The following is a 17735-nucleotide window of genomic DNA, read 5'->3' on the forward strand; positions in this document are numbered from 1 at the left end:
CGGGCGTTTTATTAGATTCGGAGTTTACGATTCAAACTCTTCAATCATCTCTTGCGCTTCAGTCTTAGGCTTATCCGTTTGACCAAAACCACGCAAGCCAACCACGTGTACGTGTTCGTGGTCTTTAAACACCTTACGCACCAGTTTGTAGGTCGTACCTTTCTCTGGGCTGATGTTTTCTGGTGCCGCGATAAGAAGCTGCATATCCAGACGGTCACACAATTCGAACAATGTCGCGATCGATTTCGCATCCAGACGCGCTGCTTCATCCAAGAAGAGCAAACGACAAGGCACAATGTCTTTGCTGCGTAGACGACGAGACTCTTCTTCCCAGCTTTGAACAACCATCAGAAGGATTGACTGACCGGTACCGATCGCTTCACCTGTTGATAGCGCGCCAGACTCTGCTTGTAGCCAACCGTCTGTACCACGGTTCACTTCTACACTTAGCTCTAGGTAGTTACGGTAATCCAGTAGCTCTTCACCCAGAACCTGAGGAGAACGTTGACCCATATCGATATGTGGGTTCACGCGTTGGAACAGTTTCGCCATTGCTTCAGAGAAGGTAAAGCGAGTCGATTCAAACAGATCTTTATGCTGCTCTTGCTGTGTCGCTAGTCCGTTCAGTAGCACTTCGTGACTTTCACGAATCTTCACGTTTAGACGTACGCCCTTCACCTGACCAAACGAGATGTTCGACAAACCTTGGTTCAGCATACGAATACGGTTTTGCTCACGCTGAATCGTCTTCTTAATGATACTCGCTACTGACTCAGAGCTGATCGCTAAGCGGTTTTCACGTTGCGTTAGCTCTTCCGTTAGACGCGCCAGCTCGACTTCCATCTCTTCGATCGCTTCTACTGGATCATCAGTACGGATGATATCCTGACGAATACGTTCACGAAGATGTTGGTAAACCGCAATGTAGAACAGAACTTTACGCTCTGGGCGAGCGTTGTCTTCTGATAGACGCAGCGCATCACGCAGGTCGTCATTGTTCGCAACCGCTAGACGCAGCGCACCCAGTGATTTATCCGACATCGAACGCAGTTCATCCGCTGACATGTAAGCCAGTTCACGCTTGTGTAGACGACGCTCAACATCGTTCTCACGCGCCAAACGAAGTACTGAACACCAGCCGGCTTTCGCTGCAACAACAAAGGTACGCAGCTCAACGTATTCTTTCTGAACTTTCTTCAGACGTTTCGCCAAGCCTTTCATCTCGAGTTCAGTAGAGGTGATCGTGCGCTCGTATTCGCTCTTACGGCTGCGAGACGTGTGTAGACGCTCGTGCAATTCGTCACGACGACGCATTGCGCGCTCTTCTGCACCTTCGTCAGCGTTCACGCCAAACTCTTGAAGCTCTTGTTTGAACTCTTGAACCGTTTCCAGTTTCGCTTGGTGTGAACTCTTCAATGAAGCTAATACTTGGTTGTATTGGTTCATTTGACCTTGCGATTGCTTCAACTCTTCACGAGAGCGTGTACGCATTTGTTCAGCTTGAACCAGTTTAGCTTTTAGCTGCTCGCTCAGTTCGCTGCTCTTGTTCAGTAGGTCTACTGAATCTGAGTAAGCGAAGTAGTGACGACGTTCAACGAGATCCGAGAGTGCAAAGATTTGCTTCTTAAGATCTTGTAGCCGCTCGTCTGCCGCTTTGTATTCTGCTTCTAGTGCATCGAATTGCTCTGGGTCAGCATCAAGCGCAGACGCAATATTCTCTAATTGCGCGACGGCTTTTGCATGGTTGCTTAAGAAGTTCTTCGCCTCTGCAAGCTGAGCGATTTTCTCTTCTAGCTCATCAAAACGCGCTTGCAATGACTCATCTTCAACAAGCACCATGTGTGACGCTAGCTTGTCCAGAGAAGACAACGCTTGCTTGCTGGTTTGAAGCTGAGAACGTTGTTGTTGCTCTTTCGCATCCAGATCCGCCAGCACGCGAGCAATTTGGTTACGCTTATCACGAATAGTTGCCAGTGCTTGTTCTGGATCGGCGTCAAAAGCAACCTGAATGTGGTTAGACACAAATAGGTTAAACGCTTGGTACAAGCGCTGCATTTTCTGAGAATCAAACGCCGCTTTTGCGTGTTTCTCTACCACTTCTTCTCGTTCGTTACGCAGCAACTCTAGACGCTGCTCACGTGCCGCACGGCCAAACAATGGGATCTCAGGCAAGCGAGAGTAACGCATTTGGCGATCGTTCATACGAACGCAAACCGCGCCCTCTAACTCTTCTGCATCGAACGAGCTGTCATCAAAGGCATCGATGTCACCTTCAATGATGTACAAGTCTTCTGGACAGTCGTCTAGCTCTACCAGTTTCTCTTCGATGCCTGACAAGTCAGAAACAACGATAGCGTGACGAGCCGGACCGTACATCGCACTGAAGTAAGGCGCGTCATCAATCGTGATGTCATCGTAGATCTCAGACAGCAATACACCGCCCAGCGTATCTGCCAAACCTTTCAGGCGAGGGTCATTTGAACCACCAGGAGAAGCAAGACGCTCAATCTCAGAGTCTAGCTGGCTACGGCGCTCAGCAAGCTTATCTTTAGCTAAAGACAGCTCCCTTTCTTGTTCAAGGACAACTTGCATGTGGTTCATTACCGCATGGCGATCCTCAAGCTCTTCACCGCTCTGCTCTCTCAGTTTCTCTAGCGCATCGTTCGCCGCAATCCAAGCTGGTGCTATTGCTTCAAGCTTACTGATTTCTGCCACCGCGTTTTGCTCTAGACGGCGCTGTTCACCACGCTGATCACGAACTTCTTCTTGAGCTATCTCTAGTGATTCGATTTGCGTCGCATGACGTTCACGTTCTTGTTCAAACGTAACCTCATCGGTTAGTTCAACGTGATATTGCTTTTTGTATTCAGCAACCAGTTCACGTGCTTGACGCTGCTGGTTAAGGCTGCGTTCGAGATCACGGTGTTGTGCTCGCCATTGCTGTTCGTTTTGCGCGATTTGTTGTGACTCACGCGCTTTCGCAATTGCGGTTTTCGCATGTTCAGACGCGTCTTTGCGCTCAACTTGACCAACGATGCTTTGTACTAGTTTAAGCGCGGTTTCAAACTGCTCTGCCGCTGCAGAAGACATGTCCAGCTTGTGCTTAACCGATAGCAACGCATTGGTGTTTTCTGATTCTTTGCTCTTAAGCTCAGAGACAAGCGCTTGAGCCGATTCCGCCGTTAGGCTGTCATCGCCAAGTAGCTTCTTCGCTTTCTCCAGCGCTTGAACTGCTTGTTGATATTGAAGGGCGCGAGTTTGCTGAACGTCAAGAGCTTGCTGGTAATCAGCAAGTTGCGTCTTAAGGCTATCCACCTCTTCTTCTGCAACGGTAGCTTGCTCTTCAGCCATCATCACGCGTTCTTGCGCTTCTTCCACTACCATCATTTGTTCTTCAAGACGCTCGCTCAGCTCTTCAAGATCTTCTTGGTAGCGTTCGATCTTCTCTTGCTGACGCAGCGCGTTTTGCACAAGTTGCAAGTGATCAGAAGCCGCTTGGTAGTCTTGCTCTAAAGAAGATTCTGACTCGATCAGCAGTTCCAGCTCTTCTTGAACGCGGTTAAGCAGATTGTTTTGCTCAATCAAGGTCTCGCGAGAACCAAATAACTCTGAACGCAAAGACAATGTCTGTTCTAGTTTTTTACGGCGCTCGTTGGCATGGCGCATATAGTCCGCCGCCACGTAGTTGGTCGACTCTGTAATCAAGTGTTTGAACAAGTCACGGTCTGCTTGCGTGGTTTTGATCGCTTCTAGCGTCATGCGGTTTTCACGCAACGCCGATTCCATATCTTGGAACGCTTTCTTCACGCCGCCGTTTTGTGGCAAAAGGTAGTCACGTAGCGAGCGTGTAATCGCACTTGAGATACCACCGTAAAGCGATGCTTCAATCAGGCGGTAGAATTTAGAACGGTCACCAGAGTTACGCAGTTTCTTCGGAATCACACCGAATTCAAACATTTGCGCGTGGTAATCCACGATAGAAGAGAACGCTTTGAACTGAACACCTTCAAATTCCGCGATCGATTCTTTTACTTCGTTGATTTGACGTACACGAGCTTGAGTCGCAGATACGCTTTCAACCAAGATATCCGTTGGTTTCACATGGCTTGGAAGACCTTGGATAACAAACGGTTTGATGTCTACCTTCTTATCACGACCCGCAACTTGCTGCAGTTTTACTGCAAACAACAGGCGTTGGTTACGTGAGTTCACCACGTCTAGCGCCGCATAACATGCGCCCGGCTGTAGCTTACCGTACAAACCTTTGTCGCGAGACGATTGGCTGCTGCCTGCTTCTGTCGTGTTACGGAAGTGCAGCAGCGTTTGGTCAGGAATCAATGCGGTGATGAACGCCGCCATTGTGGTTGATTTACCTGCACCGTTACCACCTGATAGCGTGGTGACCAGACCATCGATGTCAAACGTACGGGCAAAGAAGCCGTTCCAGTTGACCATGGTCAGCGATTGGTATTTACCGCGTTCAATCATGCTCATGCTTCACCCTCTTCTGTTGTTTCTTCTTGGGCTTGATCGTCTTGATCTTCTTCAGACAATAAGCTGCCTTGGCTTGGCTCTTTGGTGTGCACTACTGCTTCACCATCACGGATCAGACGCAGCTGCGCTTCACGCATGTCATCGCCAATACGTACATCGGCACCAAAGCGGAATACCGCTTCACTGATGCTGAATTTACCGGTTTCACCGATGTTGATGATCATGCCTAGGCGACGCAGACGACGAAGTGACGTACGTACTTTTTCAAACAGCTTTTCTTTATCGAGGTCAGAACCAGTCGCACGGTTCGTCACTAGCTTCATCAGCTTGTTTTCATCTGCTAGAGCAAGCAGTTCGTCGTACAGCTCTTGGTTAGTGAAGATGCCTTCGTGCGCAAGACGCTCTGGGCTTAGATAAAGGAAACACAGTACCTTACCCACCAGCATATCCAGTTCAGAAAGAACACTACGGCCAATCAGAGACGTTGAACGAGGACGAAGATAGAAGAAACCTTCTGGCGCTTTCACCAATTCGGTGTTGTAGCGTTGGTAGAAAGAAGAAAGCTCAAGTTCGAAATCCGACAGCAACGCGTGGTTGTCTAGATCTTCACTTGAGATATGACGCCCTGCTCGAAGCATGCTGTCTAGCGCTGGGAACAGAGGGTTAGAAATTGCTTTTGCCAGATTCTCTGACATGTATTCATTAGTATCGGTCGATGACATTCGCTTGTACCTTTGCCCCAAATTCGTTGATTGCTTTCCAGTCTGGTTGAATCGCTTGGTAATCCGATTCTGAATACCCTAGACGTACAGCTTGATCGACGATAATGCGAGCTAAATCAAAATGATGAGTGTAAGGGTGCTGTGCAAGGTAATCTCGCAGTACCACACTCAAATCGATTGGTGTGCCTTGATCTTTATGCGCTTTTAGCATGTCACCAATTCGTTCAGACAGCTCATCATTGACTTGTTGAAACTCTTCGTATTCTACTTCCATCGGAACTTGACCCGTGACCTCGTCATCACGCAGTACTAGGGCCTCATCACGAAGGTCAGAAAGCCTCTCCGCATCTGCATAAGTCAGATACCAAGGCGCATCGAAGTAATCTTTGACGGATTGACGCAGACGCGAGCTAAACGCACGGTTCTTATCCATATCGATTGCAGTACGAATAAACTTGTGCACGTGTCGGTCATAACCAATCCAAAGGTCGATCGCTTGCTGGCCCCAGCTTGTGATTCGGTCCAGCTTCATTTGCAGACCAAACAAGGCTTCTTCGATAAACTCCAGCTCAGGGTCACCGTAAACAATTTCTTGAATATCGAGGATCTGAGTTTGCAGTTCATCACTGGCGGCTTGCAGCGTATCTTGAAGTTCACGCAACGTGCTTGATGTTTCTGACAGAAGTGCTTCACAGTTGTTGATCGCTTCGCGCCAGTCCTTGTTAAGCAGGTCAGCAATCTGTTGTTTCACTGACTGTTGCTGCTCATCCATAACACGTTGGTTGAGGTCAATTTGATCGAAAATTTCGCCTACAGAATATTTTAAAACACCGTATACGTTTTTCTTCCAGTGACCCGGTGTGCCACCTTTTTGTGCTGCCTCAATCGCTTTCGCCATTTCATCCGCTACCATGGATAGCTGGATAGATAGACGCAGTTTTGAGAACTCACGATGACGCACGTAGTAGTCGGTTATTCCTATCGCTAATGGCGACAAGCGGTAAATGCTCGCTCCGTCAGTAATCTCACTGACAAAACGGCTCATAAGACGCTGCTTAACCATCTCGTTGATCGCATTGTTCGCACGAAAAGCGGAGGCTTCGCCGGTCTCATCAAATAGTCGAGTGACGATGGCAAATGCATCATGCAGTTCACCTTCACCCAGTTCTTCATCGAACCTTTCATTACTCAGTACGGCAATGGCTATCAAAAATGCCAATCGCTCTGTGGTCAGGTTCAACGAGAAATCGTGCTGCTTAACCCAGCCAACCAGCTCATCGATTGGTTGCTCTGCAGCATTGAGAGTCATCTCACTCATTGTTATTCCTGTTTATCGTTCTTTTTAGCCCACACATGAATGTAGCGGCCTAATGAGAGGTATGGCTCTTGTCGACAAAGTTGTTTTTCTAGCGCCAACACATCTTCAAACTCGTAATCACCCATGTATTCCATATTGCCTATGTAATCACTAAATGAGCGAATACCAGATTTGCCACAAATATTAAAACCTGAATTTTCTATCCACTGGTAGACTTCTTCAGGTTTTAAGCCTTTTTGCGGCTGTAGTTTAAATCTTTTTCGGTGAGGCATGCCGTCTAATATATGAGGAATGTTGCCACAAACCACGTTTTTATAGACTAAACCGTGGTGGTTGTAGAACATGACTGATGCGATGCCTCCCGGTTTTACTTGTTCTAGAACTGTTTCAAGTGCGGCCTTAGGATCAACCAGCCACTCCATCACAGCGTGGAACATAGCCAGATCGACCCGTCCATCCATATGTTCACCGATGGATTGGACAGGCGAATGAATCAGGCGATACTGCTCAAGCAAACCGTTTTTTTCAATATCCTGCTTAGCCAACTGCAGCATTTCCGAAGATAGATCACATAAAGCGATTCGATGTCCGAGCTTAGCAAGCTTTTGCGACATTTGTGCCAAACCACCACCAGCGTCTAACACTTCTAGGGGTTGCTGGTCAGCATCTAATTCACTTAGAATCTGTAGAAAATCTTCCCACACAATGATTTGGCGGATCTCCCCTTTATCGGAGCCGTAAATATTTTTTGCAAATTTGTGGGCGATATCGTCGAAATTGCGGTCTTCTGTCACTTCTGCTGAGTTATCATAACGGATTGTGCCGCTATTCTGGCACAAGGAAAGCAGGAATAAAGAGGGATACCCTCATTTTTATTATCAATTGATGTTTTTTCGGACTATTTATGTATGTTTGAGCTGAAAAAAGTAGTGTCAGCCATGCTTATGCCCCTTCCGGCATTGCTGCTGATAGGCTTGTTGGGTCTTGCTCTCATTAGTTTTACTACAAAACGTAAAACTGGCTGCTTCGTTGTTCTATTCTCTTTTGTTGGCATTTTTCTTGTTGCCTTCCAACCTGTTTCAACCAAGCTTCTTATGCCGTTAGAGCGAGAGCATAAAGCCTTTTTGCCAGTTTCTGGCACCATCGACTACGTGATGGTTTTAGGGAATGGTCATGTTATCGATGACGAAATTCCACCCACCTCGCAGTTAAGCCGTGCAGCATTAATGCGCTTAACTGAGGGCATTCGTATTTTAAGAATGTATCCAGGCGCGAAATTAATCTTATCCGGCTATGCTGGCGGATCTGAAATTAGCCACGCGAGAATGATGGCGAACGTTGCCCTAGCCTTAGGTGTAGCAAAATCCGATATCATTTTATTAGAGGATGCAAAGGATACGTGGGAAGAGGCACGTCAAGCGGCTGCATTCGTTCAGCAAAAGGAGATTGTGTTAGTCACCTCTGCAAGCCACATGAGCCGTGCATTGTATGAGTTCAACGCAGCAGGCATTAAACCAATCCCAGCTCCGACCAACTTCTTAGCTATTAGCGAAATCAGTCAACCTTGGGATAAATACTCACCTAAAGCGCGTTACTTAGAACAAACAGAGCTTTATTGGCATGAGTACTTGGGCAGTATTTGGCAAAGGTTGCGTGATACTGTCGGCCAAACACCAATGGTTGAAGCAAACTAGTATTATCTTGAAGCCACAAAAAAGGAGAGCCGAAGCTCTCCTTTTTCTTTTTACGATTGAGTTATGTTCAAACTAGTCACCAGCAAACATATAGCCCTCGCCGTGTACCGTTACAAAAATCTGTGGGTTCTTAGGATCGAACTCCATTTTTGCGCGCATACGTCGAATAAGAACATCAATGGTGCGGTCATTCGGCGCATCCACTCGATGGCTGATCATGTTCAAAATACGCTCACGACTTAACACCTGGTTAGGGTAAGACGATAATGCCACCAAAAGTTCATACTCTGCTTTAGTTAGTTTTACTGGCTCACCGTTGCGGCTAAGTGCGCGACGTTGAATGTCGAATGTCCACTCCCCAAAGCGCACAATGTGCTCTTCACTGGTTTCATTCGCTTTCGAGCTGCCACTGCGCGCTGCTGAAATACGCCACAGCAAGTTTTTAACGCGAACTAACAGCTCTCTCAGTTCAAAAGGTTTTGTCACATAATCGTCAGCACCCATTTCTAGGCCTACGATTTTATCAATGCTATCCGTGCGTCCTGTTACTAATATGATACCAATATCCGATTGGCTACGTAACTCACGAGTAAGCATCAGGCCGTCTTCACCAGGCAGGTTAATATCCAGCATGATCAGGTCTACATCGCCCGCTTGCAAAACTTCACGCATTTCCGCGCCACTCTCTGCTTCGCTGACTTGGTAGCCCTCATTTTGGAAATATCCCGCAAGCTTACTACGAGTTACAACATCATCTTCTACGACTAATACGTGATAGCTCATTTACACCACTTTTCTGTCTTCTTATTATCCAAGACGTATTCTATTCATAACTAGTAACATTTCTAGTCATAGATACATTAAAACGCAAGATTTAGCGTTTTTATTGATTCAAAACAAGCTTACCCACTGCTATTAATAAACGGTCATTTTTGACCATAAAACATAACAATTATAGTTACTGCTATTCATTTTAATTGATTACACTTAGGGGATATCCCTAATTGACTTTGTGATGCATGACTTGAAGCATCATTCAGGAGCCCAAAATGCAAGAAGTGAAAGCTTTTAATGAAAAACGCGCTGAAATTTACTGGTGGTTTTCGAGCTTGTTCGCAAAAGAACTAACAGAGAAAGAATTGGAAGCCTATCACAGTGTTGAAATTCGCAGTTTTCTCGCAGGCTTAGGTGAAAATGAGTCGCTGAAACCAGCCGTTGATAGCCTAGTTGATGCGCTGAATCGGTTACAAGATCGTGAAGATGCACAACTAGAGCTTGCAGCTGACTTTTGTGAACTGTTTTTGAAGACAGAAAAATACGGCGCTCTTCCTTACGCATCCATGTACATTGGTGAATCAGGTTTACTGAATGACAAGCCAGCTGAGGAAATGGAAAAGTTGATGGCTGAATTTGGCGTTCAAGTAGACGAAAACCTAAAGGAACCTGCGGATCACTTAGCCGTTGAGCTCGACTTTCTCGGGAACATGATTATCCGCTCAAACGAGCTTGAACAAGAAAAACACATGGAAGAAGCCTTCGTTAAACAAAACGACTTTATCCAGCAACAATTGATGTCTTGGTTACCTCAGTTTTCAGACAAATGTAAACAATTCGACGAATTTGGATTTTACTCGAGTGTCGCGAAACTATTAGTTGCATTTTGTAAACTAGACAGCGCCTACCTTCTTGGTGAATAATTGCCGCCTATTTTTAGGGAGCCTGCCTATCGGGCTTCCTGTATGCCGAAAGTGACCAATTGTAAGTAACTTGGGTATAATATTCGTTTGCCTTAACTTAGCGCAAAGACGCTTGGTTATTTAGCAGTCAAAATGTGACTTCAAATACACAAATCTCGTGCTGAAAACATTGCTAGTCAGTCCACATAGGGCTAAAATGTGAGCGCAAACGATTAAATATGATTTATATGTAAACCGCTGAAATATAGCGGTTTTTGTGTTTTCTTAACAGGTTGATGGCAATTTCTCATCAGATAGAAAAAAGATAAAATTCATCGACCGATGCTGCTACGCACCCTTTTGTCGCACTTGGATCAACCGCTGCCGAGACACTTAGCGCCAATTTTATATTGCTAGGTGTGAAACCATTAGAGCATCAGGTACATCCAATACGACATATTTCAGTAGCTCGATACAGGACACCATTTATGGCCACGATAAAAGACGTTGCTCGCTTAGCCGGCGTTTCCACTACGACAGTTTCGCACGTTATCAATAAAACGCGTTTCGTTGCAGAAGCAACGCAAGAAAAAGTAATGAAAGCCGTTGACGAGCTGAATTACGCGCCAAGTGCCGTTGCACGCAGCCTAAAATGCAACTCAACTCGTACGATTGGCATGTTAGTAACTCAATCAACTAACCTATTTTTCTCAGAAGTGATTGATGGCGTTGAGAGCTACTGTTACCGCCAAGGCTATACTCTGATTTTATGTAACACAGGCGGGATTTACGAAAAACAACGCGATTACATTCGTATGCTGGCTGAAAAGCGCGTTGATGGCATCCTAGTGATGTGTTCTGACTTAACCGAAGAACTAAAAGAGATGCTTGACCGTCATGCGGACATTCCTAAAGTGGTCATGGATTGGGGCCCAGAGAGCTCGCAAGCAGACAAAATCATGGATAACTCAGAAGAAGGTGGCTACATTGCGACCAAACATCTGATTGACAATGGTCATACGGATATCGCTTGTCTAAGCGGTCATTTTGAAAAGCTTGCTTGCCAAGAGCGCATTGCAGGTTTCCGTCGCGCAATGAGCGAAGCGAACCTAGCTGTAAATGAAGACTGGATCCTTGAAGGTAACTTTGAATGTGATACGGCCGTATTAGTTGCAGATAAAATTACCGCAATGGACAAGCGCCCGACGGCGGTATTCTGTTTTAACGACACAATGGCTCTCGGCCTAATGAGCCGCTTGCAACAAAACGGGATCAAAATTCCTGAAGATATTTCAGTGATCGGCTACGACAACATCGAGCTTGCAGAATACTTCTCTCCACCGCTAACGACTATCCACCAACCTAAACGTCGTGTTGGTAAAAATGCATTCGAAATTCTACTTGAGCGTATCAAAGATAAAGAACACGAAAAACGAATTTTCGAAATGCAACCTGAGCTTGTAATTCGAAATACTGTGAAAAAAATGAACTAAATTTCACTGTATTTAACACGGTTAAATAAGCGCTCTACAGGGGCGCTTATTTTTTTGGAAAAATTAAGCATTCTCTAATACTTCACACCACTCTAATAACAATTGACTAACGTTAACTCCCTGTTTTATATAAATGTAATATATATTAAGAACTCCTTTTCAAAGGCCAATTTGCACCTTTCCATATGCAAAATAGAGCATTCAATCTATCATTTTTATTGAACCGAAATCACACTTTTAACGCTAAACCGTGATGTTAATTCAATATAAGAAGTATGCTCATTGTGTCACGCACAGGGCAAACCATTCGAAAGAGTGGGACGCAAAGCCTCCGGCCTGAACCATATTACGATATGGAAGGTAGCGGGGTTACCGATGGCAAGTGTGTAAGCAATGACTTTACTCTGTAATGACATTGTTTTTACGCATGTTTGCTACTCTCTCGGACCTGACTTTTGGTGGCGTAATATTAATTACACCGAGATAACAAAACATGGATAAACCGATACTCAAAGACTCTATGAAGCTATTTGAGGCACTTGGTAATATCAAGTCGCGCTCAATGTTTGGTGGCTTCGGACTATTCGCTGATGAAACAATGTTTGCACTAGTGGTAAACAATCAGCTTCATATCAGAGCAGACCAAAAAACTTCATCTGACTTCGAGAAACAAGGGCTAAAGCCTTACGTTTATAAAAAACGTGGCTTTCCAGTCGTTACAAAGTACTACGCTATTTCCAGCGATTTATGGGAATCAAGCGAACGCTTAATCGAAGTAGCGAATCAATCATTGAAAAAGGCAAAGCTTGAGAAAGAACAGCAAGCAAGTACAAAGCCTAACCGTTTGAAAGATTTGCCTAACTTACGACTGGCTACCGAGCGCATGCTAAAAAAAGCCGGCATCGAATCCGTAGAGAAGCTTGAAGAGGAAGGTGCGCTTAACGCCTATAAAGCGATAAGAGATACGCACTCTGCAACCGTCAACATTGAGTTGCTATGGGCACTAGAAGGTGCTATCAACGGCACTCATTGGAGTGTGGTACCTCAAGCTCGCCGAGATGAGTTGATGAACGGCCTCCAATAAAAGTCGGCCTAAAAACTATCTTGTAAAACCGCAGTCTAATCTGCGGTTTTTTTGTGAAATTTTTTCGGTTTTCCTACTGTCTTATTACATATATCCCAAATTGGAATCAAAATTATGAATAAGAAACTGATATTAGGTCTCATCCTACTAGCGGCTATCGTCTTTTTAGGTATTAACTTTGGCCAGTATTTAACCTTAGAGAATGCAAAAGCCCAACAAGAAGCACTAACTACATACATCGATCAGAATTTTGTATTCTCGGCTGCGATTTACTTTTTTACCTACATTGCAATTACCGCTTTTTCTATCCCAGGAGCGGCAGTAGTCACCTTACTTGGTGCAGCCTTATTTGGTTTTTGGACAAGCTTGCTACTGGTTTCTTTCGCTAGCACTATGGGGGCAACACTGGCCTTCTTGAGCAGCCGATACTTATTGCGTGACTGGGTACAAAACAAATTCGGAAATAAACTCAACGCAATTAATCAAGGTGTCGAAAAAGACGGAGCTTTTTATCTATTTTCCTTGCGTCTAATCCCTGTATTCCCTTTCTTTCTAATCAACTTACTGATGGGCTTAACGCCGATGTCTGTAGGTAGATTTTATCTCACTAGCCAAATAGGTATGCTGCCAGGCACAGCCGTATATCTGAATGCAGGTACTCAATTAGCAACAATTGAAAGCCTATCGGGCATTGTTTCACCCGCAGTATTAGCGTCTTTTGCGCTATTGGGACTATTTCCAATCATCACTAAATGGGTTATGGATAAAGTAAGGCCGACACCAAGTCAGCAAAACTCGTAATTGGTGAAGTGGGTATTTTGATGAAAATATTTATCGCTAAAAACCCAGCAGAAGCACACATTGTATGTGAGCTGCTTAAAGTGGAACAAATTTACTGTGAAGTTCGTGGAGAAGGTATTTTCGGCTTAAAAGGAGAACTGCCGTTTGGTGATGATACCGATCCTTATGTGTGGCTTTTTGACACTGCACAAAAGATGAAAGCTGAAGAAATAGTAAAAGCATATCGAAAACAATCCGATAGGCATGAGTATCAAGATTGGCAATGCCCAAAATGTCATGAAATAAACGAAGGGCAATTTGGTGCATGTTGGCAATGTGGATATCAACTAGGAGAGCTATAGCGGCTCTCCTATTCAGTGGATACACTCAGTTTTAAGCACATACAGCTTGCTGTTTAATAAACTCGATGGAGTGTTGATTGAAGTCTTCTGGACGCTCTACATTGCATACATGACCACAATTCGGGATTTCTCGTAGAATGCTGAGCTTATGTGCTGCAACCATTTCTTTGACAGGTTTAATAAACATGTAATCCCTGTCGCCCATTAAGTAAAGAGTCGGAATGGGTAACTCTCGATCTTTAAAATATTTCATTAACGGATTTACATCAGCAGCAAGAATAAACCAACGTTTAAATTCTTTTTGGCAAAGCTTCTTGGCTTCGCGAATAAAAAGGTGGCGAGATTCTCGTTGGCTTCTTTGAGGCATAACAATATAAGCGAACAGTTTGTAGAGCCACATGTACGGTAGGATATGCTTACAAAAATTACCTAATTTCACCAATATCTGAGAACGAGTGTTAAGCCTTGTGACAGCACCGCCGAGCACCATCGAACGTACGCGCTCTGATGACAATTCAGCAAGGTTTCGAACAATAATAGTACCAAGCGACATACCGACAAAATGAGCGGATTGGATCTTTAAATGGTCCAATACTTTCAAAATATCTTGGGTAACTTCCGTAAAGGTATAACGGCTAGCAATGAGCTCTTTAAGTAACTGATTTGACTTTCCATGACCTCTTAAATCGATCAGCAATAAGTTAAAGTGTTGCTTGTAAGCTTTAATTTGCTTGAACCAGATAGAAGAGCTACCACCAGCACCGTGCACAAATACAACCCACTCATTACTAGTAGGGTGCAAATAGGTTTTATGAAAAAGTAGCGGCTGGGTCATATTGAGTATCAAAAAGATCGTGCTATTGAGTAAAAAGCCATCCTACCACACTCCCCTTACTCAAGATAATAAAGGCACCTCATTCGGTGCCTTTCGTTACAATTTTAAGTCAAACTAACGCTGAGTGGTAAAGCTGCAAATAAGATTCTGCGGCCTTTTGCCAACAAAAGTCTTGTTGCATCGCGTGCAACTGTACTTTATTCACTTCAGGCTCGTTTTGAGCGTAGAGCAACAGTGCCCTTAGCATCGTTAACAACAATGCCTGCGGTGTCGGTTCGAAAAAAACAAACCCCGTTGCTTCAGATGGGTTTACATCATAATCGCTAACGCTGTCCTTTAAGCCACCAACACCGCGTACTATCGGTAATGTCCCATAAGCCATACTATAGATTTGGTTTAAGCCACATGGTTCAAACTCAGAAGGCATCAAGAAGAAATCAGAACCAGCTTCAACGATATGCGCAAGTTCATTGTCATACGCTTCTACAAAGGCAAATTTGCTAGAAAACTGCGCGGCAACCTCTCGTAGCTGAGCGGCAAGAATAGGGTCTCCGGTCCCAACGACAACTAGCTGAACATCGTGCTTCAAAAAATCGGCCAAAGCAGGCAACAAGTAATGAACGCCTTTCTGCTGGGTCAATCGACAAACCATACCGAACATAGCTACATTTTTTTCGGGCAAATTTAGTCGTTGTTGTAATGCTTTTTTACAAGCTTTCTTCCCTTGCGACATACTTTGCTGGTCGGCGCAGTAATTAACTGGCAAGTAAGTATCCGTTTCCGGGTTCCAAGCACTGTAATCACAACCGTTCAAAATACCAACTAAGTCCTGCGCGCGTTGCTGAAACTCCCAAGCCATTCCATGACTGCCAAGCTCTGTTTTGAGTTCCTCTGCGTACGTAGGGCTAACCGCGTTTATCTTATCTGCATTCATTACACCAGCTTTAAGCATCGTAATATGCGTTGCACTCACCGCAGCATCGGGAACGTTTCTACAATGAAACTCTGGCAAACACTGCACATCTTCATAACTAAATACGCCTTTAAAGACCGCATTGTGAATTGAAATGACGCTTTTAGTATGAGCAAAAAACGGATCATTGCCATACCTGTGCTTGAGCAAAAATGGAACAAGACCTGTGTGCCAATCGTTCGCGTGTATGATATTAGGTTGAAAGGCGAGCTTGGGTAACATATCGAGACATGCTGCACTAAAAAACGCAAAGCGCTCGCCGTTATCAGTATACGCTTGGTTGTTCTCCGCATACATTGATGGTCGATTGAAATACGGCGGACAATCAATCAGGTAAACAGGATTTTGACCTAACATGAGCCGCAAAACTCGATACTCCGTATGCGGCCATGATGTTAATTCTGTTTCTAATACAACTTCTGCGTCTGCGAGTTTATCAATACTGCTGTACGCAGGGATGGTAATTCTTACGTCTTGCTGTAGGTTTTGAAGGGCTTCCGGTAGTGCCTTGGCAACATCTGCCAAGCCACCACTTTTAATGAGGCCTTCAACCTCAGAAGCTACAAACAGAATAGATAAGTTGTTAGTAGCCAACTCGAGCTCCTTTCGGAATAACAACAATGCCCTCCTCAGACACGTGGAAGTGTTTTTTATCTTCTTGAAGATTCACACCAATCTGAGTACCAGGAGCAATATCGGCATCCTTGTCGACAATCACACGACGTAAAACACATCCTTCGCCAATTTTTACGTCACCAAGAAGTATACATTCGCTGATATCGCAAGCAGAAGCAATATTACTGCGAAAACCAAGCACCGACTTTTCGATTCTTGAGCCTCTAACATAGCTGCCATTACACACTAAACTATCGATTATCTGCACACGACCATTATCAGAGTCGGTAAATGTCGCAGGTGGCAATGGTGGGTAGTAGGTATGCAATGGCCATTTACGGTTGTACAGCGAAAATGGTGCATCTTTTTCTAGCAGATCCATATGCGCTTGCCAGTACGCATCAATAGTTCCGACATCACGCCAGTACACCTCTTCTTTTTCGCCACTGATTTTGTTGGTACTGAAGTCATACACGAACACATCACCTCTAGGGAACATCTTTGGAATGATGTCCTTTCCAAAATCATGTGATGAAGCTTCATTATCCGCATCTTCGACCAACTCTGAGAACAGTACCTGAGCTTCAAAAACATAGTTACCCATTGAAACTAAAGCGTAATCAGGGTCACCAGGAATCGACTTCGGATTTGCTGGTTTTTCTTCAAAGCCAATCATACGGCCTTCGCTATCCACTTCGATAACCCCAAATTGCGACGCCTCTTTTAGTGGCATGCGCAATGCAGATACCGTCAGAGAAGCCTGCTTTTCTGAGTGGAAGTTCAGCATTTGTTTGATATCCATCTTATAGATATGGTCAGAGCCAAAAATACAAACTTGCTCTGGTTCCTCTAACTCCATAAAACGCAGGTTTTGATAGATCGCGTCCGCCGTCCCTTCGTACCAACGTTTACCAGTACGCATTTGAGCGGGAATAGGATCGATAAAGCGGTCTGTAATGCCGTTGATGTTCCACCCCTTTTTTAAGTGATGGAATAAAGATTGAGATTTAAATTGGGTTAGGACGTAAATGCGCATCAGATCCGCATTAACAAAATTGTTTAGAGCAAAATCGATCAATCGATAACTACCACCAAACGGTACCGAAGGTTTACTGCGAGATTCCGTTAAAGGTCTCAAACGAGAGCCTTCACCGCCAGCAAGAATCATTCCCAAAACACCAGCCATTTGTTGTTCTCCATATCGTTATAGCTTGGATTTGGTACTCGCTTGAATGAGTCATACTCGGGGAGTCAAGCGAATACATTTAGCAACCGTCTCTGAGTTTCTGTGAACTCTTACAACACGGATAAAAAAGCTACGGCACTTCCAGTATGCAACGTCCACTCTTTCCTTATTTTTTGACGCAAACAATGCACACAGTTGCACTAATTTTTGTAATAAATTATCTAAGCGGGTTCTAAATTACAATTTTTAATACGCCATTCTGTGTACCATACAGCTCTTGCGTACTCAAGACGATATCTAGATCACACATGGAAAAGCAAACGATTACATTGTGAAAACAATTTACGAACGGATTCACTACACCGCCGATTTTTTAGCCCAATGTATAACAAATATGTGAATGCAAAATGAAAGTTACAACGAATATTTTTTACATAAAAAATACATCAGCGACTACGAAATATTGATACTGGGATCTTCTCGCGTCAGCAAAACTCAGTCAA

Annotated in this window: 14 protein-coding genes and 1 riboswitch; of the genes, 6 read left to right on the forward strand and 8 right to left on the reverse strand. The window is 44.5% G+C overall.

Translation table 11 applies throughout. From position 1 onward, the window contains the following. Positions 1 to 24 precede the first annotated feature (24 nt). The 4 genes from mukB to cmoM are packed head-to-tail and all read right to left on the reverse strand — an operon-like array spanning position 25 to position 7328. Positions 25 to 4488 carry a chromosome partition protein MukB gene (gene mukB, locus R7P74_RS02895; protein ID WP_033905342.1) on the reverse strand — a complete coding sequence of 1488 codons (4464 nt, stop codon included), beginning with the start codon at positions 4486 to 4488 and terminating at the stop codon, positions 25 to 27. A gap of 2 nt (positions 4489 to 4490) precedes the next feature. Then, positions 4491 to 5216, reverse strand: coding sequence for a chromosome partition protein MukE (mukE, locus tag R7P74_RS02900; protein WP_005378379.1), 726 nt, complete (start codon positions 5214 to 5216; stop codon positions 4491 to 4493). Continuing rightward, a complete protein-coding gene (gene mukF / locus R7P74_RS02905; RefSeq protein ID WP_017634722.1) occupies positions 5197 to 6534 on the reverse strand; it encodes a chromosome partition protein MukF in 1338 nt (445 codons plus the stop codon). The genes mukE and mukF overlap by 20 nt, the downstream gene beginning before the upstream one ends. 2 nt (positions 6535 to 6536) lie before the next feature. Further along, a complete protein-coding gene (gene cmoM, locus R7P74_RS02910) occupies positions 6537 to 7328 on the reverse strand; it encodes a tRNA uridine 5-oxyacetic acid(34) methyltransferase CmoM (protein ID WP_225473814.1) in 792 nt (263 codons plus the stop codon). Positions 7329 to 7442: 114 nt separating this feature from the next. On the opposite strand from cmoM, the gene elyC reads away from it, so the two are divergent. Continuing rightward, positions 7443 to 8228 carry an envelope biogenesis factor ElyC gene (gene elyC, locus R7P74_RS02915; protein WP_005387893.1) on the forward strand — a complete coding sequence of 262 codons (786 nt, stop codon included), beginning with the start codon at positions 7443 to 7445 and terminating at the stop codon, positions 8226 to 8228. Positions 8229 to 8300: 72 nt separating this feature from the next. On the opposite strand, the gene torR is transcribed toward elyC, so the two are convergent. Continuing rightward, complete coding sequence (gene torR / locus R7P74_RS02920; protein WP_005378370.1) at positions 8301 to 9011, reverse strand: two-component system response regulator TorR; 711 nt, start codon at positions 9009 to 9011, stop codon at positions 8301 to 8303. 266 nt (positions 9012 to 9277) lie between these two features. On the opposite strand from torR, the gene torD reads away from it, so the two are divergent. From torD to R7P74_RS02945, 5 genes are all read left to right on the forward strand, one after another. After that, positions 9278 to 9925: a molecular chaperone TorD gene (torD, locus tag R7P74_RS02925; RefSeq protein ID WP_017820035.1), complete on the forward strand. Its 648-nt coding sequence runs from the start codon at positions 9278 to 9280 to the stop codon at positions 9923 to 9925. 467 nt (positions 9926 to 10392) lie between these two features. Then, entirely contained in the window at positions 10393 to 11397 is a 1005-nt protein-coding gene (gene purR / locus R7P74_RS02930; RefSeq protein WP_005378368.1) for an HTH-type transcriptional repressor PurR, read from the forward strand. A 287-nt stretch (positions 11398 to 11684) separates the two neighbouring features. Beyond that, a riboswitch (cyclic di-GMP riboswitch) is annotated at positions 11685 to 11774 on the forward strand. Positions 11775 to 11890: 116 nt separating this feature from the next. Next, on the forward strand, positions 11891 to 12481 hold the full coding sequence (locus R7P74_RS02935) for a TfoX/Sxy family DNA transformation protein (protein WP_005378367.1): 591 nt from the start codon (positions 11891 to 11893) through the stop codon (positions 12479 to 12481). Positions 12482 to 12595: 114 nt separating this feature from the next. After that, the gene (locus R7P74_RS02940; RefSeq protein WP_225473793.1) at positions 12596 to 13282 is read left to right on the forward strand and encodes a TVP38/TMEM64 family protein; all 687 of its coding nucleotides are present in this window, start codon (positions 12596 to 12598) and stop codon (positions 13280 to 13282) included. 20 nt (positions 13283 to 13302) lie between these two features. Then, positions 13303 to 13623 (forward strand): DUF2007 domain-containing protein, encoded by a 321-nt coding sequence (locus tag R7P74_RS02945; protein ID WP_017820033.1) that lies wholly within the window; start codon positions 13303 to 13305, stop codon positions 13621 to 13623. Between the two features lie 31 nt (positions 13624 to 13654). Here the strand turns inward: R7P74_RS02945 and R7P74_RS02950 are convergent, their stop codons facing one another. The 3 genes from R7P74_RS02950 to glgC form a co-directional block, all read right to left on the reverse strand. After that, complete coding sequence (locus R7P74_RS02950; RefSeq protein ID WP_017820032.1) at positions 13655 to 14458, reverse strand: alpha/beta fold hydrolase; 804 nt, start codon at positions 14456 to 14458, stop codon at positions 13655 to 13657. A 109-nt stretch (positions 14459 to 14567) separates the two neighbouring features. After that, positions 14568 to 16025, reverse strand: coding sequence for a glycogen synthase GlgA (glgA, locus tag R7P74_RS02955; RefSeq protein WP_033905051.1), 1458 nt, complete (start codon positions 16023 to 16025; stop codon positions 14568 to 14570). Further along, positions 16015 to 17232: a glucose-1-phosphate adenylyltransferase gene (gene glgC, locus R7P74_RS02960; protein ID WP_017634726.1), complete on the reverse strand. Its 1218-nt coding sequence runs from the start codon at positions 17230 to 17232 to the stop codon at positions 16015 to 16017. The genes glgA and glgC overlap by 11 nt, the downstream gene beginning before the upstream one ends. Positions 17233 to 17735: the final 503 nt, after the last annotated feature.

The organism is Vibrio sp. 2033, assembly GCF_033339735.1.

Bases quoted from the DNA above. Each gene is read 5' to 3' on its own strand.
- mukB (WP_033905342.1), bottom strand. From the start codon at position 4,488: ATGATTGAACGCGGTAAATACCAATCGCTGACCATGGTCAACTGGAAC.
- mukE (WP_005378379.1), bottom strand. From the start codon at position 5,216: ATGTCATCGACCGATACTAATGAATACATGTCAGAGAATCTGGCAAAA.
- mukF (WP_017634722.1), bottom strand. From the start codon at position 6,534: ATGAGTGAGATGACTCTCAATGCTGCAGAGCAACCAATCGATGAGCTG.
- elyC (WP_005387893.1), top strand. From the start codon at position 7,443: ATGTTTGAGCTGAAAAAAGTAGTGTCAGCCATGCTTATGCCCCTTCCG.
- torR (WP_005378370.1), bottom strand. From the start codon at position 9,011: ATGAGCTATCACGTATTAGTCGTAGAAGATGATGTTGTAACTCGTAGT.
- torD (WP_017820035.1), top strand. From the start codon at position 9,278: ATGCAAGAAGTGAAAGCTTTTAATGAAAAACGCGCTGAAATTTACTGG.
- purR (WP_005378368.1), top strand. From the start codon at position 10,393: ATGGCCACGATAAAAGACGTTGCTCGCTTAGCCGGCGTTTCCACTACG.
- R7P74_RS02935 (WP_005378367.1), top strand. From the start codon at position 11,891: ATGGATAAACCGATACTCAAAGACTCTATGAAGCTATTTGAGGCACTT.
- R7P74_RS02940 (WP_225473793.1), top strand. From the start codon at position 12,596: ATGAATAAGAAACTGATATTAGGTCTCATCCTACTAGCGGCTATCGTC.
- R7P74_RS02945 (WP_017820033.1), top strand. From the start codon at position 13,303: ATGAAAATATTTATCGCTAAAAACCCAGCAGAAGCACACATTGTATGT.
- R7P74_RS02950 (WP_017820032.1), bottom strand. From the start codon at position 14,458: ATGACCCAGCCGCTACTTTTTCATAAAACCTATTTGCACCCTACTAGT.
- glgC (WP_017634726.1), bottom strand. From the start codon at position 17,232: ATGGCTGGTGTTTTGGGAATGATTCTTGCTGGCGGTGAAGGCTCTCGT.